Here is a 23,623-nt window from a genome sequence, read left to right as displayed (position 1 = left end):
CACAGGGAGATAAGAATGAATAACCGCCTGACCGGTCTGGCGCTGGCCAGTTTGCTGCTGGTGGGATGTGCCAGTTCAAAACCGGCCGATCCTTCGCAGCCTGCCCAGCGTAGCGATCCGCTCGAAGGCTTTAACCGCACGATGTTTAACTTCAACTACAACGTGCTGGATCCTTATGTGGTGCGCCCGGTTGCGGTTGCCTGGCGCGACTACGTGCCTGTGCCTGCGCGCAGCGGCTTAAGTAATTTCCTCGGCAACCTGGACGAACCTGCCAGCATGCTGAACTCAATCCTGGTGGGTGAACCACGTCAGGCGGGTGTGCACTTCACGCGTTTCTTCCTCAATACCGTATTGGGATTGGGCGGATTTATCGATGTGGCGGGCAAAGCGAACCCAGAGTTGGCGCGTGAAGTGCCGCATCACTTCGGCAGTACCTTGGGCCGTTACGGTGTGGGCTACGGCCCGTATGTGGTGTTACCCGGTTACGGTAGCTTTACGGTGCGCCAGGATGGCGGTGACTACGTCGATACGCTCTATCCGGTATTAAGCTGGCTGACCTGGCCGATGTCGATCGGTAAATGGACTCTGGAAGGCGTGGAAACGCGCGCGCAGCTGTTGGATTCCGATGCCATCCTCAAGCAGCAGCAAGATCCTTACAGCTTTATTCGTAATGCTTACTTCCAGCGTAATGACTTCCTTGCCAATGGCGGTAAGTTGAAACCGGAAGAAAATCCGAACGCCAGCGCGATTCAGGACGATTTGAAAGACATCGATTCACAATAAAAATTATGGCGACTTTTATAGTCGCCATTTTTTTATCCTAAAAAAACGGCGACATCACTGTCGCCGTTGTTCATAGCAATGCTGATATTAGAACTTGTAGTTAAAGTTCGCGCCGTATAGCCAGGCTTTACCTTCGGAATTAAAGGTGTAAGGACCTTCTTTCACGGTGACTTTCTGGCCGTGCATATAAGAAATACCGAGGTCGACTGACGCATCCTCGTTGAAGGCGTATGAAGCACCTGCGCTCAGCCACAGACGGTCCTGATCAGGGATGGAGATGGAACGCTTATCAGCCGGAACTGGGCTGTCATCAAAGGCGATACCGGTACGGAAGGTCCAGTTATCGTCGTAGAAGTAAGTGGTACCCAGCGCGATGCGGTAAGCATCATGGAAACCTTCATCTTTTTGGAACAACGTCTGGCCGCTGCTGCCGGTGGCTTTCAGCTCCTGGAATTGACTCCAACTGGTATAGGTCAGGCTGTAGTGGACCGCCCATTGTGGCGCCACTTTATGCCAGCCCGAGACTTCCCACATTTCTGGAAGATTTAAGGTCAAAGCGCCAGGAATGGTTGACCCACCAGTACCGCCAAATGCTACAGGCAGGTCGTTTTTATAATCACCATTAAAGTCTACTTTTACTTTTGAGCGATAAGTGAAGCCAAAGCGGTTGTTTTTATCCACTTCATATAAAATACCGGCATTCCAGCCATAGCCCCATTCATCCCCCTTGAGATGAGCAACTTGTGTGTCAGCTGGGATGCCAGAAGCTGCTCCAGCTTCCCCCGCATAACGTTCGATTTTCGCTTTGGCGTATACCGCATCAAAGCCTACACCGAAGCTGAAGTGCTCATTCAAACGATAAGCCGTGCTAAGGTTAAAATTGCCAGTCATCAGGTCGGTTTTACCACCGTATGCGCCCGCGGTGTAACCGTCATTAAACTCCGTCGCCAGACCATAGTTGGAGGTGACGGATGCACCAACCCACCACTGATCGTTAATTGGGTGAACGTAATGGAGGTTAGGGATCCACTGATTCGGTGCGATGTTTTTCGCATTGAGGCTGTTGCCTGTTGGGCTCTGACCGCTGATATCCACTTCAGGATCAATATAAACAGCGCCGATGGAGAACGAAGGACGATCCATCAATGCCATGGTCGCGGGGTTGCGACTGGCGGATGCAGCGGTATCGCCCATCGCACCTTCACCCGAATATGCACGACCTAAACCAATTGCTGAGAATTCATTAAGTTGAAAGCCTGCGGCGTAAACATGGGAAGAGACGAGCGCCATTGCAGCTGCCACAGCTGACTTTGCAAACAGGTTCTTATGGTTCATGACCACAACCTCATCTAGATTTATTATTAAACGTTGTTACGTCGCGTAACAAAGGACGGCGGATTGTAGGGACTGACGACAAAGACACATATCAGACCAGTGCGACGAGTATAGGTCCGACCTGTGTATTTGTTGCAATATTGTTTTTTAAATATTTCCAATTTGATCGACAAAATCAGATCTGCTTAACAAAATCTTGTCGATGCCTCTCCAGCATAGCGGTCAAATTTGTTTTGGATCAATTTTTAGTGTGATATTCGTCACTTAGCTGCTGAGAGATAGATGCCAGGGCCCGTGGAGCGTACACTTTGCAATAGAAAATGATCCGATTGTGTCGATTTATCGTCAGGAGAGAGCAATGACTGATGCCATTAAAAAATGCAGTGCTAACGAAACCGCAGCTTGCTGCTGTGTCGATGTCGGCACTGTGATGGACAATACCGATTGCACGGCCAGCTGGTCGGGCGTGTTTGCAGACCGCCATGCGGCGGAGGCGATGCTGGCGCACCTGAGCGACAAAGCTCGCCAGGTTGAGTCCGAACCTTGTGATATTCGCGCAGACTTTGTTGAAGAAGCGGCTGCTGTTCGTCTCAATATCGATTTCACCTTTGCCTGCCAGGCCGAGACGCTGATTTTCCAGCTCGGCTTACGTTAATCCTGCGGCTGCCGGCAGCCCTCTCGGCAGCGTTATACCCTTAATACTTCAAGCTACATGTGCGTTGGCTACGTGCATTCACCTCAGTCACTTACTTCAGTAAGCTCCCGAGGATTCATGCACTTGCCGCCTTCCTGAACCAAGAGTAGGCCCCATGAGGGGAGTCGAATTATTTTGGGTATATTTCTTTTTCGTGTCTTCCCTCGCACTTTTTTTCTTCTGTTATTGGCGACTTAGCAGCACCTGGTTAACACTGATGATCAGGTCAGACCTGTTTGGCAATGATGCTACGGTCGTAAATTACAGGTGAGTGCAATGAGCAAAGCGCAGCCGCTGCTGACGCGTCAGGGCGAACGTATCGCCATAACCCACGGATTACGTACACCTTTTGCTCGCCAGGCGAGTGACTTTCATGGCATCCCAGCACTTGAGCTGGGGCGCATGGTGGTGTCTGAACTCATGGCGCGTAGCGAATTACCGGTCGAGGTAATCGACCAACTGGTATTTGGTCAGGTGGTACAGATGCCGGAAGCGCCAAACATTGCGCGTGAGATCGTGCTGAGTAGCGGGTTGAGTGTGCACACCGATGCTTACAGCGTTAGCCGGGCTTGCGCCACCAGTTTTCAGGCCGTGGCCAATGTGGCTGAAAGTTTAATGGCGGGCACCATCGATGCCGGGATTGCAGGTGGAGCCGATTCATCCTCCGTTTTGCCGATAGGGGTCAGTAAGACGCTGGCGCGTGCGCTGGTGGATCTCAATAAGGCCCGCACCTTTAGCAAGAAGCTGCAAATCTTACGTCGTCTGCGCCCACGCGACCTCTTACCGGTGCCACCGGCCGTTGCGGAGTATTCCACCGGTTTGCGCATGGGTGACACCGCCGAGCAGATGGCGAAAACCCATGGCATTACCCGTGAACAACAAGATGCCCTTGCACTGCGTTCTCATCAGCATGCGGCCCGCGCCTGGCAATCTGGCGTACTGGCGCAAGAAGTGATGCCCGCTTTTGTGCCCCCTTGGAAAGCCCCGATCGAACAGGATAACAACATCCGTTTCAACGCCAGTGCCAGTGATTACGCCAAACTGCGTCCAGCCTTTGATCGTCGCCATGGTACGGTGACCGCCGCCAACAGCACGCCACTGACCGATGGCGCAGCCGCGGTGATTTTAATGCGTGAAGGCCGCGCGCGTGAGTTGGGTATTCCGCCATTGGGCTATTTGCGCAGCTATGCCTTCACCGCCATTGATGTCTGGCAAGACATGCTGCTGGGTCCTGCCTATGCGTCCCCGCTGGCGCTGGAGCGAGCAGGCATCACCCTCAACGATTTGACGCTGATTGATATGCACGAAGCTTTTGCCGCGCAAACGCTCGCTAATCTGAAAATGTTCCGCGATGAACGCTTTGCCCGCGAGGTGCTGAATCGACCGCATGCCTTGGGTGAAGTCAATGAAGAACGATTCAACGTGCTGGGGGGATCGATTGCCTATGGTCATCCATTTGCTGCCACGGGCGCACGTATGATCACCCAAACGCTGCAAGAGCTAAGGCGTCGCGGCGGCGGGTTGGGGTTGGTGACCGCCTGCGCGGCGGGCGGATTAGGTACCGCGATGGTTCTGGAGGCTGAATAATGAGCGAGTCCGCTTTCCATTTACATATGCGCCTCGACCATGTTGGGGTGATCACCATCGATGTGCCGGGCGAAAAGATGAATACGCTCAAGGCCGAGTTTGTCCCGCAAATTAAAGCCGTGCTGGCAGAGGCGCGCAGTAATCCGCAGCTGGCGGGCCTGGTGCTGATTTCCGGTAAAAGCGATAACTTTGTGGCGGGTGCGGACATCAGCATGATCGCGCAGTGTCAAACGGCAGAAGAGGCGGAAACCCTGGCACGACAGGGGCAAGAGGTGATGGCAGAAATTGCGGCCTTACCCTTCCCGGTAGTGGCGGCGATACACGGTGCCTGTCTGGGGGGCGGTCTTGAACTGGCGCTGGCCTGCAGTGCGCGTATTTGCACGCTGGATGACAAAACCCGGTTGGGGCTGCCCGAGGTTCAGCTGGGCCTGCTGCCAGGTTCCGGCGGCACACAGCGCCTGCCGAAGTTAATTGGCGTGCCACAGGCGTTGCCGTTAATACTCAGTGGTAAGCAACTGCGCGCGAAGCAGGCATTAAAGCTGGGTGTAGTAGATGACGCCGTTCCGCAATCGATTCTGCTGGAAACCGCCATTGCACGGGTACACAAAGGTCGTATTTCGCGTCGTGAGTTATCACGCCGCGATCGGCTGATGCAGGCACCGCTGATGCGTTCATTATTATTCTCGATGGCAAAGCGCCAGACGGACAGTAAAACCCAAGGCAACTATCCCGCAGCAGATCGTATTCTGCAGGTGGTGCGCGTGGGGCTGGAGCAGGGGAGCGACGCCGGTCACGCTGCTGAAGCTCGCGCATTTGGCCAGTTGGCCATGACCCCTGAATCGGCCGCGCTGCGCAGCCTGTTCTTTGCCTCAACCGCATTAAAGAAAGAAGCGATGGCTGATGCAGAACCGCGCACGCTGAAGCAGATTGGTGTGCTGGGTGGCGGATTGATGGGGGGCGGCATTGCCAGCGTAACGGCGATCAAGGCCGGTTTACCGGTACGTATCAAAGATATCAACCTTAACGGCGTCAATCACGCGTTGCAATATAGCTGGGATCTGCTGAGCCAAAAGGTGAAACGCCGCCAGTTAAAAGCGGCTGAACGCCAACAGCAGATGGCGCGCATTAGCGGCGGAACGGACTATCAAGGTTTTAGCCAGCGCGATCTGGTGATCGAAGCGGTGTTTGAAGACCTGGCGCTTAAGCAACAGATGGTGGCGGAAATCGAAACACAGTGTCAGCCGCACACCATTTTTGCCTCTAATACCTCCTCGCTGCCGATTGGCGACATCGCGTCAAACGCGCAGCGCCCGGAGAATGTGATTGGTCTGCATTACTTCAGTCCGGTCGACAAAATGCCGCTGGTGGAGGTGATCCCGCATGCTGGTACTTCCGCCGAGACTATCGCAACCACGGTGCAGCTGGCTCGTCAGCAGGGAAAAACCGCGGTGGTAGTGGCCGATCGCCCTGGCTTCTACGTTAACCGTATTCTTGCACCCTATATAAATGAAGCAATGCGTTGCCTGCTTGAAGGTGAGCCGGTGGATCATATCGACCGCGCATTAGTGAAGTTTGGCTTCCCAGTGGGGCCGCTGCAGCTGCTTGATGAAGTGGGCATTGATGTGGGCAGTAAAATCAGCCCCATTTTGCAACAGGCCTACGGTGCGCGGTTCAGTGCACCCGATGCGGTAAATGCTATCCTGGCGGATGGCCGTAAAGGGCGTAAAAACCAAAAGGGGTTCTACCTTTACAGCGCTTCACGCTGGCCGGGTAAACGCAAAGTGGATCATTCGATTTATGCGTTATTGAACGTCAAACCGCAGGCGAAGCAGAGCGAAGAGCAGATCGCACAGCGCTGTGTGATGATGATGCTGAATGAAGCGGCACGCTGTCTGGATGAAGCGGTGATCCGCAGTGCCAGAGATGGCGATATGGCGGCCGTATTTGGCATCGGTTTTCCGCCGTTTTTGGGCGGCCCGTTCCGCTATATGGATCAGCGTGGCGTGCTTGACATCGTCAACACATTACGCGCATTAATGCAGCAACAGGGCGACCGTTTTGCGCCCTGTGACGCTTTGATGGCAATGTCAGAAGCGCAAACGAATTTTTACACTTCTGCACAATCATGAATAGGCGCACAGATTCAGCGGGTTAGAAATGGGGCTGTGCAACAGGTGGCGCGGCACCATTCTGAGATATGCTTATTTAATAAACAACCGGTTGACTATACTGAAGCCATTGGGGTAAAACACACCGTTCATTCGCAGAATGAAGCGTCTGGTGCTGTGGTACCCGACGATATCGACAAACAACAGCGGTGCTTTATGCAAGTTTTTATCATGCGTCACGGCGATGCAGCTCTGGAAGCAGCAAGTGATTCGGTACGCCCTTTAACAATCTGTGGCTGTGATGAATCACGCCAGATGGCGAGCTGGCTGAACGGCCAGGCGCTGGATATCGAACGAGTGTTAGTGAGCCCCTATCTGCGTGCTGAGCAAACGCTCGCCACAGTCCGTGAGGCGCTGACGTTACCAGAAGGGCAGGATGTGTTGCCGGAACTGACGCCAGGTGGTGATCCGGGCATGGTGGCCTGTTATCTGCAGGCACTGGCGCAGCAGGGTGTTAAATCGGCGTTGGTGATTTCGCATCTGCCGCTGGTGGGGTATCTGGTTTCAGAACTCTGTCCGCAGGAAGCGCCACCGATGTTTGCGACTTCCGCGATAGCCTACGTGAACTTTAATGCAGATGCCTGTGAAGGCAAGCTGGAGTGGCAGGTCAGCCCGTCAAAACTGGCCAAAGCGATGTAAATTCGCCAATGCAATGGGCCGCAATCGCGGCCCTTTCCTTTTCTGCTCACGGCAGTTCCGGCGGTTGCCACTCTTCCACTTCAATCAGCACCAGTAACGCTGCATCTCCGCCAAAAAGCTTAGGTGCTTGATGAAACGCCATCACATGCGGATGTTGTGCCAACCACAGTGGCGTTTGCTGCTTGAGAATATGCTTGCCGTGCCCGGTCATGACACTGGCACAGAACAAGTGTTCACGCCGGCAGGCGGCAATCAGCGCACCCAACTCCTGTTTAGCCTGCTGCTGTCTCAACCCGTGCAAATCGAGAAAAATCTCGGGCGTGTAGTCGCCGCGTCGTAACTTCTTCAATTCATAGTGGCTGACATCCGCACGCACATAGCGCATCGGCCCATCGCTGGAGAGAAGAGGCTGAAATTCATCTGAAAAGTAATGGCTGTTATCGGCCTGCTCGGAAAGCAGCCTTTTCAACGGTACTTCGCGAGTTTTCACCACCGGTTTATGCACGATGGTGTCTTGTTTCAGCTTACGCGTTCCGCTCATTAATTCACGAAACAGCGCCTGATCGTCCTGGTTTAGCGGTGTCTTCTTACTCATGGCTCGGCAATGGGTTAAAAGGCTGGTTAACAGCCGGTGGCATACCTTAACGCGGTGCGTTAACAAATGTCAGCTTTTTCGCCTCGCTGCGCTGAATTCTGCCCGGCTTCGTGGCAAACTATCCGCCGATTGATTTTAAGGCCTGCGGAGGGCTACGTGGACAAGATTTTCGTCGATGAGGCAGTGAGTGAACTGCACACCATTCAGGATATGCTGCGCTGGGCTGTCAGCCGTTTTTCGGCGGCAGGCATTTGGTACGGCCACGGCACGGATAATCCCTGGGACGAAGCAGTCCAACTGGTTCTGCCGACGCTGTGGCTGCCGCTGGATATTCCCGAAGATATGCGCCACGCACGTCTCACCGCCAGTGAGCGTCATCGCATTGTTGAACGCGTGATTCGTCGCGTTAACGAGCGTATTCCGGTGGCCTACCTCACCAACAAAGCCTGGTTCTGCGGCCATGAGTTCTATGTCGACGAGCGCGTATTAGTGCCGCGTTCACCGATTGGTGAGCTGATCGAAAACCGTTTTGCCGGGCTGATTAGCCAGCAACCCCACCACATTCTCGACATGTGCACCGGCAGCGGCTGCATTGCGATTGCCTGTGCTTACGCCTTCCCGGAAGCAGAAGTGGATGCGGTGGATATTTCTACCGATGCCCTGGCCGTGGCCGAGCAGAATATTGAAGAACATGGCCTGATGCATCATGTCACGCCGATTCGTGCGGATCTGTTCCGTGGTCTGCCACAGGTGAAATATGATCTGATCGTCACTAATCCGCCGTATGTGGATGCGGAAGATATGGACGACCTGCCAAACGAATATCGCCATGAGCCGGAACTGGGCTTAGCTGCGGGCAGCGATGGTTTGAAACTGGTGCGCCGTATTCTCTCTTGCGCCCCGGATTATCTCAGCGAGCAAGGCGTGCTGATTTGTGAAGTGGGCAACAGCATGGTGCACATGATTGAACAGTATCCGGATGTGCCTTTCACCTGGCTGGAATTTGATAACGGCGGTGACGGCGTATTCATGCTGACGCGCGAGCAGATTGTCGCGGCACAGCATCATTTCTCTTTCTATAAAGACTAAAATCGGGGCGAGCGCTCGCCCGCAACATCGCAACAAGGAACCACAATGGCCGGAAACAGCATCGGACACGTTTTTCGCGTAACCACCTTTGGCGAGTCGCATGGTATTGCGCTGGGCTGCATTGTTGACGGTGTGCCACCTGGCATTCCGCTGACTGAAGCCGATATTCAGCACGATCTCGATCGCCGCCGCCCGGGCACCTCGCGCTATACCACGCAGCGTCGTGAGCCAGATCAGGTGAAAATTTTGTCCGGTGTGTTTGAGGGCGTCACGACGGGCACCTCCATCGGCTTGCTGATTGAGAATACCGACCAGCGTTCGCAGGATTACAGCGCCATCAAAGATCTGTTCCGTCCGGGGCATGCGGATTACACCTACGAGCAGAAATATGGCATGCGCGACTACCGTGGAGGCGGCCGTTCATCTGCTCGTGAGACTGCGATGCGCGTGGCAGCAGGGGCGATTGCCAAAAAATATCTGCAGATGAAGCATGGTATTCAGGTGCGCGGCTATCTGGCGCAGATTGGTGATGTGGCCTGTGAGTTGAAAGACTGGAGCATCGTGGAGGAGAACCCGTTCTTCTGCCCGGATGCATCAAAACTGGAAGCGCTCGACGAACTGATGCGTGGCCTGAAGAAAGAAGGTGACTCGATCGGTGCCAAGGTAACGGTGATGGCGGAAAACGTCCCGCCAGGACTGGGTGAGCCGGTGTTCGATCGACTGGATGCCGATTTGGCCCACGCGCTGATGAGCATTAACGCGGTGAAAGGCGTAGAGATCGGCGACGGTTTCGCGGTGATCAACCAGCGTGGCAGCCAGCACCGCGATGAAATTCGTGCCGATGGCTTCCAGAGTAACCATGCGGGCGGCATCCTCGGTGGGATCAGCAGTGGGCAAACCATCAGCGCTAATCTGGCGATGAAACCCACTTCCAGCATCACCGTTCCGGGGAAAACCATTACCCGTGATGGCGAAGAAGTCGAGATGATCACTAAAGGTCGTCACGATCCTTGCGTCGGTATCCGTGCGGTGCCGATCGCGGAAGCGATGATGGCGATTGTGTTGATGGACCACCTGTTGCGCCAGCGTGCGCAGAACGGTGACGTCAACAGCACAGTACCGCGCTGGTAAGCCATTGATGCGCCGCCTGCTCATCACCGTTGCCGCGCTGTTGTGCAGTGCGGCCGCCTTTGCTGCCACGCCCTGGCAGCAAATTCATCAGCCGATCGCCGGTAGCCCGCAGTCGATTGGTGGTTTTGCTAACGGCTGTATTATCGGTGCACAACAGCTGCCGCTTAATGCGCCGAACTATCAGGTGATGCGTCAGGATCAGCGTCGCTATTATGGTCATCCGGATCTTATCGCCTTTATTCAGCGTCTCAGCAACCAGGTGCACCAGTTGCAGTTGGGGCAAGTGTTAATTGGCGATATGGGCATGGCTGCAGGTGGGCGTTTCAGCAGTGGTCACGCCAGCCATCAAACCGGCCTGGATGTCGATATCTGGCTGCAACTGCCGCAAACCCGTTGGACTGCACAGCAGTTGTTGAAGCCGCAACCGCTCGATCTGGTGGCCCCGGATGATAAGCAGGTGATTGCGCGTCACTGGCAGCCGCAAATTGATAGCCTGATTAAACTGGCCGCCAAAGATGATGAAGTCACGCGCATCTTCGTTAATCCGGCGATCAAAAAGCAGCTTTGTGCTGATGCGGGTAGCGATCGTGCCTGGCTGAACAAAGTGCGACCGTGGTTTGCCCATCGTGCACATATGCACGTGCGTCTGCGCTGTCCGGCTGGCAGCCTGGAGTGCGAAGATCAGGCGGCACCACCACCGGGCGACGGTTGTGGTGCGGAGCTGGATAGCTGGTTCTTGCCGAAAAAACCTGGCAGCACGCCACCGGTGAAGAAGACGCCGCCGCCGTTGCCGCCGTCGTGTCAGGCATTACTGGATCGTCATTTGCTCTAGCCTTGATTCTTCACGCCGCAGGTGCGTTGGCTGCAAAGCGAATTATCAAGGTCATACGACTGAAAACTTGGTTCTTCACGCCGCTGGTGCATTGGCTGCAACGAGAATTTTAAAGTTATATATGAGACAAAAATGGATTTCTTCGTTGTAAGCCCACTCGTGCTGGGCGTGCTATTTCTGGTTGCGGTGCTGGCGGCGTTTATTGACTCCATCGCCGGTGGCGGTGGTTTGCTCACCGTTCCCTCGTTACTGGCTGCCGGGCTCTCACCGGCGCAGGCGTTAGCCACCAATAAATTACAGTCAGTAGGCGGTTCTTTCTCTGCCAGCCTCTACTTTGTGCGTCGCGGCGCGGTGAAACTGCGTGAACAGCGGCTCAATATCGCCATGACCTTTATTGGCGCGGTCTGCGGCACGGTATTGATTCAACACATCCAGGCCGATGTGTTGCGCCAGATTCTACCTATTCTGTTGATCAGCATCGGTTTATGGTTCCTGCTGATGCCACGCTTGGGTGAATCCGATCGTGAACATCGTCTGCAGGGTTTCGCCTATGCGCTGGTGGGCGGCGGCTGTGTGGGATTCTACGACGGCTTTTTCGGGCCGGGCGCCGGTTCATTCTATGCATTGGCGTTTGTGACACTGTGCGGATTCAATCTGGCAAAAGCCACTGCCCACGCCAAAGTCTTAAATTTCACTTCCAACTTTGCGAGCCTACTGTTCTTTATGTTCGGCGGGAAAGTGGTGTGGGGCACCGGCGCGATCATGCTGATTGGCGCGTTTTGTGGTGCGCGCCTTGGCGCAAGGCTGGTGCTGAGCCGCGGTCAGAAACTTATACGCCCGATGGTGGTCACCGTCTCCGCAGTGATGAGCGCTAAACTGTTATGGGATAGTCACGGCAGCGCGCTGCTGGCGTGGATGGCGACCCTGTGAACCAACACTCGTCAAGACCGGCTACCAATGCGACAATGGCTACAGTTTTTTTAAAGATTAAAATATTATGAGTACAGAACATCATTATCAGCAGCTGGTGGATATCTTTGATGGCTGCTTTGCTGAAGACTTTCAGACCCGTCTAATTAAAGGCGACGACGAACCTATTTATCTTCCAGCGGATGAGGAATCGCCGTGGAACCGCGTGGTGTTTGCCCATGGCTTCTATGCCAGCGCACTCCACGAGATTTCCCACTGGTGTATTGCGGGTGAAGCTCGTCGTAAGTTGGTGGATTTTGGTTACTGGTATTGCCCAGACGGACGTGATGCGCAGACGCAGAGCCAGTTCGAGTCGGTGGAAGTGAAACCACAGGCGCTGGAGTGGTTATTCTGTGTTGCGGCGGGCTTTCCCTTCAATGTCAGCTGTGACAACCTCGAAGGGGATTGTGAGCCGGATCGCATCGCGTTTCAGCGTAAGGTCCATGCTCAGGTCATGCACTATTTTGAGCAGGGCATCCCGGCACGTCCGGCGCGTTTTATTGATGCGTTAGCCAGCTATTACGGTACGCCTGCGCTGACGGCGGCACATTTTCCCTGGCCGGAAGATCTGTGATTCGTCTGGCGACTAATAAAGGATAGAAAAGATGATCGTAGAATTTGAATCACGCATTCTGGCTCTGATTGACGATATGGTCGATCATGCCAGCGACGACGAGCTGTTTGCCGGTGGCTATCTGCGTGGTCATCTGACCCTGGCGGTGGCTGAGATTGAAATCAGCGGCGAACATACCCCTGAAGCCCTGCAAATTCACGTTACCAATAGCCTGCAAAAAGCGATTGCGGCAGGCGAGTTGTCACCACGCGATCAAGCGCTGGTGATAGGGATGTGGGACAACTTATTCCTGCAGGCGCGCCAGCCTGCATAAACAAACGGGGCGATTACTCGCCCCGTTCGGTTACCGCCCGGCTTTTTTTCCTTTCAGCAGTTTCCTCACCCAGTAGCGATTGGGATTCATCGCCGCCAGCGTCGCCGCATCCAGCGGTTGGGGTTCGCCACTCATCTGCGCAGCCAGCACTTCTGCGGCCAGCGGTGCGCTGCATAAACCCCGCGAACCTAACGCCCCTAGCACAAACAACCCGGTATGCACTGGCGCTTCAGTGATGGTGTCACCCTGTGCACGCTGCTCAGGCAGGTTGGCATACTGCGCAAGGGTGGCGGGGTAATCGGGCGCGCTGCCACTCATCGGCAAATGGTCACGCGTGGCACAACGCACACCGACACGCGCCTCGTTATCACGGATATCCACCAGCAACGGCCAGTCAGCATCGGGTAAACAGTTAATCAGTCGCTGACGATTTTCCTGCTGATCGTCAGTGCGGAAGGTGGTGGCGGTATCACCACGATGATAGCTGGCACCGATACAGTGGGTATTAAAATCAGGGCTGACCGGCGTGAGATAGCCGTCGTAGCACAGCACGGTTTTTAACGCGGCCAAGGCGGGATGGGTCGGCACGTGGCTCACCTGACCTGACACGGCATACACTGGCAGTTCTTTGCTCTGTTCCATCTCCAGTAGCGCATGTCCATTCGCCAATACCACTTGCTGATGTTTGACCGCCGGTTGCTCGCTGAACTGCAACGTCCAACCATCCTCTGCACGCTCCATCTTTGTGACCTGATGCAGCCAGTGCACGCGTAAGCCCAGTGTTTGCGCATGTTCAAGCAAATTGCTGGTGAGTTGAGAAGGAGAGAGCCAGCCGCCTTGCGGGTAGAAAATACCGCCACTTCCGGTCGCCACGCCTGCCAGTTGTTCCGCTTCTTCTTTAGTCACTCCCCGCGCGACTTCCTGTGGCAGTGCCATCTGCAGCATCTGCGCAATTTTCTCTGCGCTTTTACTGTCCCAGCCAAGTTGCAACACGCCGCTCCAGTCATGCTCAAACATCACCGGCAGTTGATCGTACAAACGGCGGGCAAAGGTGAACGCAGCAGGGAAGAAGGTGGCAAGAGCTGGATCATGTTGATTGAGCAGCGGATAGAGTGCTCCCTGACGATTACCCGAAGCGCCCAAAGCGGGAGCCGCATCTGCGCAATAAAGGGTCACTTTCCAGCCTCGGCGTAACAGCGCTAGAGCTAACACGGCGCTGGCGACACCCCCGCCAATCAGCGCGGCCTCCTGGCTGTTAGCCGCAGGGCGGGCGTACCACGGCTGGCTGTGGGGCAGGGGAATGCTCTGATCCATCACCCCGGTTAACATTTCACGTTTGTGGCCAAACCCTTTGCGTTTGGCCACGGTGAAACCCGCTTCCTGCAACCCACGCCGCACGAAACCGGTTGCTGTAAATGTCGCCAGTGTCCCACCCGGTCGGGCGAGGCGCGCCATGGCAGCGAACAGCTCGGGGGTCCACATCTCAGGGTTTTTTGCCGGTGCGAAGCCATCTAAAAACCACGCGTCAACTTGCCCATTAAGACTGTCATCAAAGGTATTAATTAGCGCGTTAATATCTCCGAGCCAGAGATCGAGCGTGACTTTACCGCCGTTGAACAATATGCGCTGGCAACCCGGTAACGCTTGTGGCCATTGCTGTTGTAGCTGTTCGGCCCAAGGCGCCAGCTCAGGCCAGTGTGCATGGGCAGCCACGAGATCGCTTTGCGTGAGTGGGAATTTTTCGCAGCTAATAAAGTGCAGGCGCTTCAGTGTGGCATCTGGATGCGCGTGGCAGAAGCGGTCAAAGGCTTGCCACAGGGTCAAAAAGTTAAGACCAGTCCCAAAACCGCTTTCGGCGACAATAAAAATATCGCGCAAATGTTCGGCAAAACGGAGTGGAATCTGGTTGCCATCAAGGAACACATAGCGCGTCTCTTCCAGCCCGTTGTCGTTGGAGAAGTAGACGTCGTCGAATGCTCGGGAAACAGGTGTACCCTGATCATTCCAGTTTAATTGCGCGTGTTCAACCGGGGATAACTTCACGGGAAAGGCTCGTTTTTCAGGCAGTGGCGCGATTTTAGCGAGTGTGGTCACATGACGCAAATTTACAAAAGGAAATGGCTGATCGGACTTGTTCGGCTTACAACTGTAAGCTAGAGTGCACGTCAATCCAAAAGAAGTGGAATGAGGACTATTGAATGAAACGTGCAGTGATTACTGGCCTGGGTATTGTTTCCAGCATTGGTAATAACCAGCAAGAAGTGCTGGCTTCTCTGCGTGAAGGCCGTTCCGGGATCACTTTCTCTGAAGAGATGAGAGATATCGGTATGCGCAGCCACGTATGGGGCAACGTCAAACTGGATACCAACGGGCTCATCGATCGCAAAATCGTGCGTTTCATGAGTGATGCTTCAATCTACGCTTATCTGTCCATGGCTGAAGCCATCCAGGATTCCGGTCTGACTGATGAGCAGTATCAGAACAACCCACGTGTGGGTCTGATTGCCGGTTCAGGCGGTGGTTCTCCGCGTTACCAGGTATTCGGTGCTGATGCGATGCGCGGTCCACGCGGTCTGAAAGCGGTCGGTCCTTATGTGGTGACCAAAGCCATGGGTTCTGGTGTGTCAGCTTGCCTGGCCACACCGTTCAAAATCCACGGTGTGAACTACTCGATCAGCTCTGCTTGTGCGACTTCCGCACACTGTATTGGTAATGCCGTTGAGCAGATCCAACTGGGCAAACAGGACATCGTGTTTGCTGGCGGCGGCGAAGAGCTGAGCTGGGAAATGGCCTGCGAGTTCGACGCGATGGGCGCACTGTCCACCAAATACAACGAAACGCCAGAAAAAGCGTCACGTACTTACGATGCAAACCGTGATGGTTTCGTGATCGCTGGCGGCGGCGGTATGGTTGTTGTTGAAGAGCTGGAACATGCTCTGGCGCGTGGCGCACACATCTATGCAGAAATCGTGGGCTACGGCGCGACCTCTGACGGTGCGGACATGGTTGCTCCTTCAGGCGAAGGCGCAGTGCGCTGCATGAAGATGGCGATGCAGGGCGTTGATACCCCAATCGATTACCTCAACACCCATGGCACTTCCACGCCAGTCGGCGATGTGAAAGAGCTGGGTGCGATTCGCGAAGTGTTCGGTGACAACTCTCCGTACATCTCTGCCACCAAAGCCATGACCGGTCACTCACTGGGTGCGGCGGGCGTGCAGGAAGCCATCTACACCCTGTTAATGCTGGAACACAGCTTCATCGCGCCAAGCATCAACATCGAAGAGATTGATGAAGCCGGTAAGGGCCTGAACATCGTGACTCAGCCAACTGAAAAAGCGCTGACCACCGTGATGTCCAACAGCTTCGGTTTCGGTGGCACTAACGCCACGCTGACGATGCGTAAACTGCCAGCATAAAATACTCGTCATATTTCGACCTGCAGCCTGCCTGCGAGTTGAAGTATTTCGTGCATAACATGCTCAGTATCAAGGGCCGGTCAATCCGGCCCTTGTTGTTTTTGACATTTATCCCCTCGCTTGCCTACACTCTTCGTTCTTACCTGAAACAAAATAATCGTTTGCGCATATTGTGAATCAAATCACCCGTTTTTGCTGCGAGCAGCCAACGAACCTATTGCGCACGCCCTGAACAAGGAGTTCATACCATCATGACCACGGCTGCTGATACGCAGACGCAATCCGTGCTGCCTTTAGGCTGCATCTCTTTTGCGGTATTCCTCACTTATCTTACTGCCGGGTTGGCCTTGCCGGTGATCCCGCTGTATGTCCATCAGCAGTTGGGCATGAGTAACCTGATGGTCGGCGTGGCGGTGGGGATTCAGTTCTTCGCTACCCTGCTGACGCGCAGCTTTGCGGGCCGTCGCGCCGATCAGCACGGTGCCAAGCTCACCACACAGCACGGGATGATTGCCATTGCGCTGGTCGGTGTCGCCTATTTGGCGGCGGCATTGTTGCCGGTGTCTCCCTGGGCCAAATTTGGTCTGTTAGCGGTTGGGCGCTTATTACTGGGTTTTGGCGAGAGCCTGCTGCTGACCGGCAATCTCACCTGGGGTATGGGATTGGTTGGAAGCAAACGCTCTGGATTGGTGATGTCGTGGAACGGCATGGCGATTTATGGATCGCTGGCAGCTGGCGCACCGCTGGGCTTACTCATCAATCAACACGGCGGTTTTGCGGCGTTGGGTCTTGTGGCGCTTCTGCTTCCTTTGCTCTCGTTGGCGATCAACAGCTGGGTGAGCAAAGTCCCGGTGGTCGGCGGGGATCGGCCTTCACTGTTCAGCGTGGTAAAAACCATTTTCCAACCGGGTATGGCGCTGGCACTGCAAGGTACCGGATTCGCGGTCATCGGCACTTTCACCTCGCTCTACTTTGCCGCTGAGAACTGGGGCAACGCCGGTTTTGCCCTGACGGCATTTGGCTGTGCCTTTGTGCTGGTGCGGGTATTTTTTGGCGGCTTGCCCGATCGTCACGGTGGCGTGCGCGTGGCGATGGTGTCGCTGTTGGTGGAAACCCTGGGTTTGCTGGTGCTGGCGTGTGCGACCTCTGGCTGGATGGCGCTGGTCGGCGCGGCACTGACCGGCTGCGGCTGCTCGCTGATCTTCCCGGCATTGGGTGTCGAAGTGATTAAACGCGTCTCCCCGCAGATTCGCGGCACAGCACTGGGTGGATTCTCCGCCTTTCAGGATATCGCTTATGGTGCCAGCGGTCCGCTCACCGGTCTGCTGGCGACCGCGCTGGGCTATGGCTCAGTCTATCTGGCCGGTGCCTGCTGCGCGGCATTGGGCATTTTGGTTACCTGGGCGTTTGCGCGTAGCGCGACAACAGCCTGACCAGCTTATCGCAGGCACTGACAATCTCGCCGGGCGTCAGTGCCGCAAAGCCGAGCAGCCAGCCGGCTTGTTTTGTATCCCCTGCATATAACGGCGACAGGCGTGGTAACAACAACCCCACCTCACTGGCCTGCTGTGTCAATCGTGCTTCATCACCTTGATTCAAAGTGACGGTCAATTGCAGGCCACCGGCCGCATGCCAGGGTGTCAGCCACGGCTGCAGCCGTGAATGGATTTGATCCAGCAGACGGTCGCGGCGGCTGTGATAGAGCTGGCGCATCAACCGCAGATGGCTGGCAAAATGGCCCTGCTGCATAAATTCGGCGGTGATCGCCTGCGGTAACAGTGCGCTGTGTCCATCCATCACGCTGCGTGCACGACCCAGTGCATCCACCAACTGCGGTGGCACTACCATCCACGCCAACCGCAATGAGGGGAAAAGCGTTTTGGAAAAGGTGCCAAGGCAGATCACCCGGCTGTCGTTCTCTAACCCCTGAAGCGCCGGGGCTGGACGATCCTCATAATGAAATTCACTGTCATAATCATCTTCAATCAACCAGCTTTGCTGCTGGCGCGCCCAGGCCAGCCAGTGAAGACGGCGGGCCAGGCTCATCGGCGTGCCGGTGGGGTAATGATGCGCAGGCGTCAGATAGACCAGTTTGGCATGCCCGCTTAGCGGCACGGCACCTTCGCTATCCAGCGGCATGGCACGGCAGCGCGCACCCGCAGCCAGAAAGGCATTACGCGCGCCAGGATAGCCGGGCTCTTCCAGCCACACCTCATCATCATTATCGAGAAACATCAAAGCCAACAGCTGCAATGCCTGCTGCGAACTGGTCAACATCACCACCTGTTCAGCGGTGCAGCGCACTCCGCGTGACAGGGCCAGATAATCGGCCACCGCCTGACGGAGCGGCGGGTATCCTAACGGGTCGCCATAACCCATTAACTGACTCCCGAACTGGCGTTGAACACTGTTGCTAATGCGTCGCCATTGTTCATGCGGAAAGGCGCGTAACTCCGGTGAACCGGCGGCAAAAGCATAAGGGAAGGGGGGATCCTGGCAACCGCCGGTCACCAGAACGCGATCCCCACGTTGCGAGAAGCGTGGCGAGTTGATTGAAGTTGAAGATCTCTGCCGCACCGGCATAGCGATCGACACAAAGGTGCCGCTGCCGGCCCGCCTCTCCAAATAACCTTCACTCTCTAATTGCGCATAGGCGCTTTCCACCGTGACGCGGGATAGCGATAGATCCAACGCCAGCTGGCGGCTGGAGGGTAACTTCTGCTGATGATGTAAATGGCCATGGGCGATCGCCTGACGCAGCGTATTGCACACACGCTCGCGCAATCCGCCTTGCAACTGCAGGTTAAACAGCGCCAAAAAAGAGAGGCTCATTGTGGTCTTGTCATCATCGATAAAGTGGTATCAGGTTACAGACCACTTTGCCGTAGACTGAGGGAAAATCACAACAGGAGAATACGATGTCATCGGTATTACATTTTCCCGCAGCCAGCCCGGCAGAAAGCCTGGCCTATTTGCAGTACAAACTGAGTTATTACACCGATGCCTGGGATCTGGCAGAAGATTTGGCTTTAGGTATATCGGCTATCGTGGTGATTGATGCACGCTCCGAGGAGGTTTATCAGGCGGGGCATATCACGGGGGCGATCTCATTTCCCCATCGCACCATGAATGCCGAATCGACTGCGCAGCTGGATCGCAGCAAGGTTTACATCACCTATTGCGATGGCATTGGCTGTAATGGATCGACCAAAGCCGCACTGAAACTGGCGTCACTGGGTTTTCAGGTCAAGGAGCTGATCGGCGGGTTGGATTTCTGGAAGCGCGATGGGCACCCGTTGACGTGGGGCGCGGCACCGGGTGAATGGCCGCAAGCCACTCCCGGCGTACACTGCGGCTGTTAAGTTACAGCAACAGCCACAGCAAAAAGAAAAACAGCGCCAGTCCGAGGATTAATGTTAATGCCGGACGCTGGGCCAACGGTCTCGGCAGCATTTCAACCCAAGGTGACCAGATGGGCTGGGGGCGTAATTCGCTGGGGGCGTGCGATTGCTCCAGCGTCTTCTCTACGCGGCGACTGAACAGCACATTGAGCAGATCTTGCGCTTGTGCCGGGGTCAGTACCGTCTGCGGTGTGGCCTGGAAACGCTGCTGGCTGTAGTCCTCCAGCATTCGTTGTTCGTCGTGGGTCAGCGGCTGTTTCAGCGAGCTTTCGAGCAATTGCAGCGTCGGCGCATGGTGCTGGCTCAGCGTCTGACGCACCTGAAGATACTGGGTCAGCAGTGGGAAGTGGCGTGAGGGAATGGGATCGCCACTTTTTAGATTGACCAGTTTTAAGGTATCAGCCAGCAGTTTAACGGGCGACTCGCCGGTGGTCGCGGCAAGGCGTGTGACCTGCTGATTGAGTGACTGCTGTTCAGCCGGCAGCAAGGTGCGATCCGAGACGCGCGTCTGCTGAGGCTGTGGGATCGCCATCTGGCCATTTTGCAGCATCGTCAACACCTGACGCAGTTGATCCTGCGACAGCGCACTTAACACAGTTTGGTTAAATTGCTGGCGAATGAAGTCACTGACGGCCTGACGATTATTGCCCTGCGGCAGTTTTTCTAACAGCTGCTGCAATAACTGGCGCGTGGCCAGGCTGTTCTGCACCTGCGTTAAACGTCCATTCAGATGCTGTTCAGCGGCAGGGAAATGACGCGATTGCAGCTCTGCATCGTTCTTCACGCCCACTTCGTGGCGCACGCCTGCCCACAGCTCCGGCGCTTTCAGTGTGCTGAGAGACATGATGCGAACAATCAGACGTTCCAGCGTCGTGCGCTGAGCAGGGGAGAGAGGCTGTTCGCCCGCCGGTCCGCCAGGACGTGTTGGGCCAGTTGCGTTAGTGAGCGTTGAACGATCGCCCGCAGGCACACCGGGACCGCTGAGAGGTTGCATGGCGGAATCCTTGAAAAACGAGGTCAGATCCGGGTGCGCCGGAAAAAAGAGGCCATATGATAACAAAAGCCCCCGGGAAATCCACGGGGGCTGCGGCCTTTCAGGACAATAAAATCAGGCAGCGGTATCGGGAATTGTGGCTTCACGCGGCTTGCGCAGCGGGGTTTTCAGGCGTTGCGCCAGAATCACGCCGACTAACGTCATGCCGCCGCCCACCCAGTGATAGGCATGCAACTGTTCATGCAGGAACAGCACGGCGATAATCGCAGTAAAAGCCGGTACGAAATTCATAAAGATGCTGGTGGTGCTGGCACCGAGCCGTTGTACGCCAAGGATCCACAGGAATGGCGCGACAATGGAAGCAAACAGCCCTGCAAACAGCACCAGCGGAATATTATGCATATTCAGCGTGACGTCTGGTGCATGCAGGAATCCCGGCAATAGCAGCAACACGCCAAAGAAAATCTGTACATAGAGGCTCTGCCAGGTGGGCAGCGGGATCGCCCAGCGCTTGGTGAGTACGCCATAGAGCGCGTACGAAGTAGAGGCCGCCAGCATCATTAACTCCCCGTTGCCGAGACGTTGATTCAGCAGCTGGGCAGGATTGCCTTCACTGACCAGCCACACCAGTCCGACAAATGACAGCAGGCCGCCGATCAAAATCCCACGCGTTGGCGCGAGGCGCAGCACGAACACACTGAGCAAGATGGTTAAAAGAGGGATGGTGGCACCCAGAATACCCATCATTACCGCTGACACGCTGTGCGCCGCATAGTAGGCAAGACTCTGATATAGCACCATGCCCAGCAGGCCGAGGATCAGTAAACGCCACACATTCGCACGAATGGTCTGTCGATGACGCCAGACACCGGGCAAGCAGAACGGTGCCAACACCACCAGCGCCAGCAACCAGCGATAGAATGAAATGGCGGCAGGATCGATGCTCCCGGCAGAGAGTTTGCTGACGATGGTGTTGATCGACCAGATCAACACCGCAATTAGCGGGAAGAGTAAATTCATCGTACGGCTCCTGAAATAATTGCGAATAGTTTACGTTTGACCGGTTTAAACCAGATAGTTAAAATCGGACAATATTCGTTAATGACCGGACAGAATGAATTTACAGATCGAGTATCAGGCGCCCATTGATGCACCGATGCTGCGCTTCTTTATGCGTTATGACGAAGCCAGTGCGAAGACCGAGTATCTTCCACATGCTCACGACTGGGGGCAGGTGATTTTTGTCACCCGCCACGTCATGGAGATAGAAGTGGAGGGTGAGCGCTTGTTAGCCCCTTCAGATATGCCGATCTGGATCCCACCGACCCATCGCCACAGTAGCTATAACCATGACACCGCGCATTTTCGCACCTTGAACATTGCCGCTGAACTTTGCCATGACCTGCCGGCAAAAGCCTGTTTGCTTAACGTCGATGCTATTGTGCACGCCATTATGAACGACTTTGCACGGCGCTCGCTGGAACAGCCTCAGACCGAAGCCGACTGGCGATTGTGCGAGGTACTGATCGATCGCCTGGGTTTAGCGCCCGTGCACACCAGTTATTTACCGTTATCGGATGACAAATTTCTCGCGCCGATTCTCCGCGCGCTGGAGGATAACCCCGGCGATAACACCACGCTGGCACAATGGGCGAAGCGCGTATTTACCACCGAGCGTACGCTGGCGCGGCGTTGCCAACAGCAACTGAACATGTCGTTCAGCGAATGGCGGCAGCGTTTACGTTTTCTGCGCGCGATTGCGCTTCTTGAGCAAGGTTGTAGCGTGCAGGGGATCGCACATGAACTCGGTTACAGTTCGGCATCCGCGCTGATAGTGATGTTTCAACAGCAGGCGGGGACTACGCCCGATCGCTATCGCAGCCGGTTAGGCTAATCCCGGACTTTGTGACAAAATACGCCCCGTTTATTTCAATATGACAGGACCGCCGCAGTGAAAATTCTCGTCGATGAAAATATGCCTTACGCCCGTGAACTGTTCAGCCGTACTGGTGATGTGCTGGCGGTACCGGGTCGACCATTACCGGAAGCGGAATTACAGGATGCCAGCGGACTGATGGTGCGTTCCGTCACCAAAGTCAATGCGGCACTGCTGGCGGGCACGCCGGTGAAGTTTGTCGGTACTGCGACGGCAGGCACTGACCATATTGATGACGCATCGCTGGCGGCGGCGGGCATTGCCTTCTCTGCCGCGCCGGGCTGCAACGCCATTGCCGTAGTGGAGTATGTGTTCTCTTCTTTACTGCTGTTGGCTGAGCGTGATGGTTTCGAGTTGCGCGATCGTACCGTCGGCATTGTCGGCGTCGGGAATGTCGGTGGGCGCTTGCAAAAACGTCTTGCCGCCTGGGGCGTGAAAACTTTGCTGTGCGATCCGCCGCGTGCCGATCGTGGCGATCAGGAAGATTTCCATTCGCTTGATGAAGTGGTGGCACAGGCCGATATCCTGACGTTCCACACGCCACTGTTTAAAGATGGTCCCTACAAAAGCTGGCATCTGGCGGACATGGCGCTGTTGATGGCGTTAAAACCGAACACCATCCTGATCAACGCCTGTCGTGGCCCGGTGGTGGATAACGCCGCCTTATTGGAAGTGCTCAAGCTGCGCAGCGATCTGAGCGTGGTGCTGGATGTGTGGGAGCCAGAGCCGGATCTGAATCTGGATCTGCTGGATAAAGTGGATATCGCCACGGCCCATATTGCAGGCTATACCCTGGAAGGGAAAGCGCGCGGAACCACGCAGGTATTCGAAGCCTGGTGTGACTTTATCGGCCAGCCCCAACAGGTGGCGCTGGAGAGTCTGCTGCCTGCACCCGAGTTTGGCACCCTCACGCTGCACGGTAAGCTCGATCAGCCTACGCTGAAACGACTGGTGCATCTGGTGTATGATGTGCGCCGCGATGATGCCCCACTACGAAAAGTGGCCGCGCAGCCAGGTGAATTTGACCGCCTGCGCAAGCAGTATGAAGAGCGCCGTGAGTGGTCCTCGCTGCAGGTGAAATGCGATGACGCCGACGCGGCTGCCATGCTGGAAAAACTCGGTTTTCGCGCCAGTTTGTAAAGTTAAATCAATCCCCTGCGTTTT

The 23,623-nt window shown here is 55.4% G+C and carries 22 protein-coding genes; 16 read left to right on the top strand and 6 right to left on the bottom strand.

Annotated features, from left to right (window positions below):
* The first annotated feature begins 15 nt into the window (after positions 1-15).
* Complete coding sequence (mlaA, locus tag ACPUC8_RS02815) at positions 16-783, top strand: phospholipid-binding lipoprotein MlaA (protein WP_039335156.1); 768 nt, start codon at positions 16-18, stop codon at positions 781-783.
* An 87-nt stretch (positions 784-870) separates the two neighbouring features.
* Here mlaA and fadL read toward each other — a convergent pair whose 3' ends face one another.
* A complete protein-coding gene (gene fadL / locus ACPUC8_RS02810; protein ID WP_494925550.1) occupies positions 871-2,118 on the bottom strand; it encodes a long-chain fatty acid transporter FadL in 1,248 nt (415 codons plus the stop codon).
* Positions 2,119-2,476: 358 nt separating this feature from the next.
* Between fadL and ACPUC8_RS02805 the strand changes: the two genes are divergently transcribed.
* The 4 genes from ACPUC8_RS02805 (at position 2,477) to sixA (ending at position 7,206) form a co-directional block, all read left to right on the top strand.
* Complete coding sequence (locus ACPUC8_RS02805) at positions 2,477-2,773, top strand: YfcZ/YiiS family protein (protein ID WP_494925549.1); 297 nt, start codon at positions 2,477-2,479, stop codon at positions 2,771-2,773.
* Between the two features lie 315 nt (positions 2,774-3,088).
* On the top strand, positions 3,089-4,399 hold the full coding sequence (gene fadI, locus ACPUC8_RS02800; protein WP_494925548.1) for an acetyl-CoA C-acyltransferase FadI: 1,311 nt from the start codon (positions 3,089-3,091) through the stop codon (positions 4,397-4,399).
* Positions 4,399-6,528, top strand: a complete 2,130-nt coding sequence (fadJ, locus tag ACPUC8_RS02795; RefSeq protein ID WP_494925547.1) for a fatty acid oxidation complex subunit alpha FadJ — start codon at positions 4,399-4,401, stop codon at positions 6,526-6,528. Before fadI ends, fadJ begins: the two co-directional genes overlap by 1 nt.
* A gap of 195 nt (positions 6,529-6,723) precedes the next feature.
* Entirely contained in the window at positions 6,724-7,206 is a 483-nt protein-coding gene (gene sixA / locus ACPUC8_RS02790) for a phosphohistidine phosphatase SixA (protein ID WP_494925546.1), read from the top strand.
* A gap of 46 nt (positions 7,207-7,252) precedes the next feature.
* Here the strand turns inward: sixA and smrB are convergent, their stop codons facing one another.
* The gene (gene smrB, locus ACPUC8_RS02785) at positions 7,253-7,801 is read right to left on the bottom strand and encodes an endonuclease SmrB (RefSeq protein WP_039336057.1); all 549 of its coding nucleotides are present in this window, start codon (positions 7,799-7,801) and stop codon (positions 7,253-7,255) included.
* Positions 7,802-7,957: 156 nt separating this feature from the next.
* Here smrB and prmB point away from each other — a divergent pair, with 156 nt between their 5' ends.
* The 6 genes from prmB (at position 7,958) to ACPUC8_RS02755 (ending at position 12,709) form a co-directional block, all read left to right on the top strand.
* Entirely contained in the window at positions 7,958-8,890 is a 933-nt protein-coding gene (gene prmB, locus ACPUC8_RS02780) for a 50S ribosomal protein L3 N(5)-glutamine methyltransferase (protein WP_039336059.1), read from the top strand.
* Positions 8,891-8,935: 45 nt separating this feature from the next.
* Positions 8,936-10,021: a chorismate synthase gene (gene aroC / locus ACPUC8_RS02775; protein ID WP_039336061.1), complete on the top strand. Its 1,086-nt coding sequence runs from the start codon at positions 8,936-8,938 to the stop codon at positions 10,019-10,021.
* 7 nt (positions 10,022-10,028) lie between these two features.
* Complete coding sequence (gene mepA / locus ACPUC8_RS02770) at positions 10,029-10,853, top strand: penicillin-insensitive murein endopeptidase (RefSeq protein WP_039336063.1); 825 nt, start codon at positions 10,029-10,031, stop codon at positions 10,851-10,853.
* A 132-nt stretch (positions 10,854-10,985) separates the two neighbouring features.
* Entirely contained in the window at positions 10,986-11,783 is a 798-nt protein-coding gene (locus ACPUC8_RS02765; protein WP_039336065.1) for a sulfite exporter TauE/SafE family protein, read from the top strand.
* A gap of 67 nt (positions 11,784-11,850) precedes the next feature.
* Positions 11,851-12,396, top strand: coding sequence for an elongation factor P hydroxylase (locus ACPUC8_RS02760; protein ID WP_494925545.1), 546 nt, complete (start codon positions 11,851-11,853; stop codon positions 12,394-12,396).
* A gap of 31 nt (positions 12,397-12,427) precedes the next feature.
* On the top strand, positions 12,428-12,709 hold the full coding sequence (locus tag ACPUC8_RS02755; protein ID WP_039336069.1) for a YfcL family protein: 282 nt from the start codon (positions 12,428-12,430) through the stop codon (positions 12,707-12,709).
* A gap of 30 nt (positions 12,710-12,739) precedes the next feature.
* Here ACPUC8_RS02755 and mnmC read toward each other — a convergent pair whose 3' ends face one another.
* Positions 12,740-14,752, bottom strand: coding sequence for a bifunctional tRNA (5-methylaminomethyl-2-thiouridine)(34)-methyltransferase MnmC2/FAD-dependent 5-carboxymethylaminomethyl-2-thiouridine(34) oxidoreductase MnmC1 (gene mnmC, locus ACPUC8_RS02750; RefSeq protein ID WP_494925544.1), 2,013 nt, complete (start codon positions 14,750-14,752; stop codon positions 12,740-12,742).
* A 155-nt stretch (positions 14,753-14,907) separates the two neighbouring features.
* Between mnmC and fabB the strand changes: the two genes are divergently transcribed.
* Both fabB and ACPUC8_RS02740 read left to right on the top strand, forming a co-directional pair.
* A complete protein-coding gene (fabB, locus tag ACPUC8_RS02745; RefSeq protein ID WP_034825147.1) occupies positions 14,908-16,128 on the top strand; it encodes a beta-ketoacyl-ACP synthase I in 1,221 nt (406 codons plus the stop codon).
* Between the two features lie 251 nt (positions 16,129-16,379).
* Complete coding sequence (locus tag ACPUC8_RS02740) at positions 16,380-17,561, top strand: MFS transporter (protein ID WP_494925543.1); 1,182 nt, start codon at positions 16,380-16,382, stop codon at positions 17,559-17,561.
* On the opposite strand, the gene pdxR is transcribed toward ACPUC8_RS02740, so the two are convergent.
* Complete coding sequence (pdxR, locus tag ACPUC8_RS02735) at positions 17,524-18,960, bottom strand: MocR-like pyridoxine biosynthesis transcription factor PdxR (protein WP_494925542.1); 1,437 nt, start codon at positions 18,958-18,960, stop codon at positions 17,524-17,526. The two genes, ACPUC8_RS02740 and pdxR, sit on opposite strands and share 38 nt — an antisense overlap.
* Positions 18,961-19,046: 86 nt before the next feature.
* On the opposite strand from pdxR, the gene ACPUC8_RS02730 reads away from it, so the two are divergent.
* Complete coding sequence (locus ACPUC8_RS02730) at positions 19,047-19,490, top strand: rhodanese-like domain-containing protein (protein WP_494925541.1); 444 nt, start codon at positions 19,047-19,049, stop codon at positions 19,488-19,490.
* A gap of 1 nt (position 19,491) precedes the next feature.
* Here the strand turns inward: ACPUC8_RS02730 and flk are convergent, their stop codons facing one another.
* Entirely contained in the window at positions 19,492-20,523 is a 1,032-nt protein-coding gene (gene flk / locus ACPUC8_RS02725) for a flagella biosynthesis regulator Flk (protein WP_494925540.1), read from the bottom strand.
* Positions 20,524-20,637: 114 nt separating this feature from the next.
* On the bottom strand, positions 20,638-21,543 hold the full coding sequence (locus ACPUC8_RS02720; protein ID WP_494925539.1) for a DMT family transporter: 906 nt from the start codon (positions 21,541-21,543) through the stop codon (positions 20,638-20,640).
* A 94-nt stretch (positions 21,544-21,637) separates the two neighbouring features.
* Between ACPUC8_RS02720 and ACPUC8_RS02715 the strand changes: the two genes are divergently transcribed.
* Positions 21,638-22,417 (top strand): AraC family transcriptional regulator, encoded by a 780-nt coding sequence (locus tag ACPUC8_RS02715; RefSeq protein ID WP_039337200.1) that lies wholly within the window; start codon positions 21,638-21,640, stop codon positions 22,415-22,417.
* Between the two features lie 57 nt (positions 22,418-22,474).
* Complete coding sequence (gene pdxB, locus ACPUC8_RS02710) at positions 22,475-23,599, top strand: 4-phosphoerythronate dehydrogenase PdxB (protein WP_494925538.1); 1,125 nt, start codon at positions 22,475-22,477, stop codon at positions 23,597-23,599.
* Positions 23,600-23,623 lie beyond the last annotated feature (24 nt).

The sequence above is a fragment of the Pantoea sp. CFCC18177 genome (assembly GCF_059412425.1).
The sequence above is the reverse complement of the archived record's forward strand: the minus strand, read 5'-3'. Positions and strand labels throughout refer to the sequence as shown.

Coding starts and splice junctions, on each gene's coding strand:
- mlaA (WP_039335156.1), top strand. CDS start 16: ATGAATAACCGCCTGACCGGTCTGGCGCTGGCCAGTTTGCTGCTGGTG.
- fadL (WP_494925550.1), bottom strand. CDS start 2,118: ATGAACCATAAGAACCTGTTTGCAAAGTCAGCTGTGGCAGCTGCAATG.
- ACPUC8_RS02805 (WP_494925549.1), top strand. CDS start 2,477: ATGACTGATGCCATTAAAAAATGCAGTGCTAACGAAACCGCAGCTTGC.
- fadI (WP_494925548.1), top strand. CDS start 3,089: ATGAGCAAAGCGCAGCCGCTGCTGACGCGTCAGGGCGAACGTATCGCC.
- fadJ (WP_494925547.1), top strand. CDS start 4,399: ATGAGCGAGTCCGCTTTCCATTTACATATGCGCCTCGACCATGTTGGG.
- sixA (WP_494925546.1), top strand. CDS start 6,724: ATGCAAGTTTTTATCATGCGTCACGGCGATGCAGCTCTGGAAGCAGCA.
- smrB (WP_039336057.1), bottom strand. CDS start 7,801: ATGAGTAAGAAGACACCGCTAAACCAGGACGATCAGGCGCTGTTTCGT.
- aroC (WP_039336061.1), top strand. CDS start 8,936: ATGGCCGGAAACAGCATCGGACACGTTTTTCGCGTAACCACCTTTGGC.
- mepA (WP_039336063.1), top strand. CDS start 10,029: ATGCGCCGCCTGCTCATCACCGTTGCCGCGCTGTTGTGCAGTGCGGCC.
- ACPUC8_RS02765 (WP_039336065.1), top strand. CDS start 10,986: ATGGATTTCTTCGTTGTAAGCCCACTCGTGCTGGGCGTGCTATTTCTG.
- ACPUC8_RS02760 (WP_494925545.1), top strand. CDS start 11,851: ATGAGTACAGAACATCATTATCAGCAGCTGGTGGATATCTTTGATGGC.
- ACPUC8_RS02755 (WP_039336069.1), top strand. CDS start 12,428: ATGATCGTAGAATTTGAATCACGCATTCTGGCTCTGATTGACGATATG.
- fabB (WP_034825147.1), top strand. CDS start 14,908: ATGAAACGTGCAGTGATTACTGGCCTGGGTATTGTTTCCAGCATTGGT.
- ACPUC8_RS02740 (WP_494925543.1), top strand. CDS start 16,380: ATGACCACGGCTGCTGATACGCAGACGCAATCCGTGCTGCCTTTAGGC.
- pdxR (WP_494925542.1), bottom strand. CDS start 18,960: ATGAGCCTCTCTTTTTTGGCGCTGTTTAACCTGCAGTTGCAAGGCGGA.
- ACPUC8_RS02730 (WP_494925541.1), top strand. CDS start 19,047: ATGTCATCGGTATTACATTTTCCCGCAGCCAGCCCGGCAGAAAGCCTG.
- flk (WP_494925540.1), bottom strand. CDS start 20,523: ATGCAACCTCTCAGCGGTCCCGGTGTGCCTGCGGGCGATCGTTCAACG.
- ACPUC8_RS02720 (WP_494925539.1), bottom strand. CDS start 21,543: ATGAATTTACTCTTCCCGCTAATTGCGGTGTTGATCTGGTCGATCAAC.
- ACPUC8_RS02715 (WP_039337200.1), top strand. CDS start 21,638: ATGAATTTACAGATCGAGTATCAGGCGCCCATTGATGCACCGATGCTG.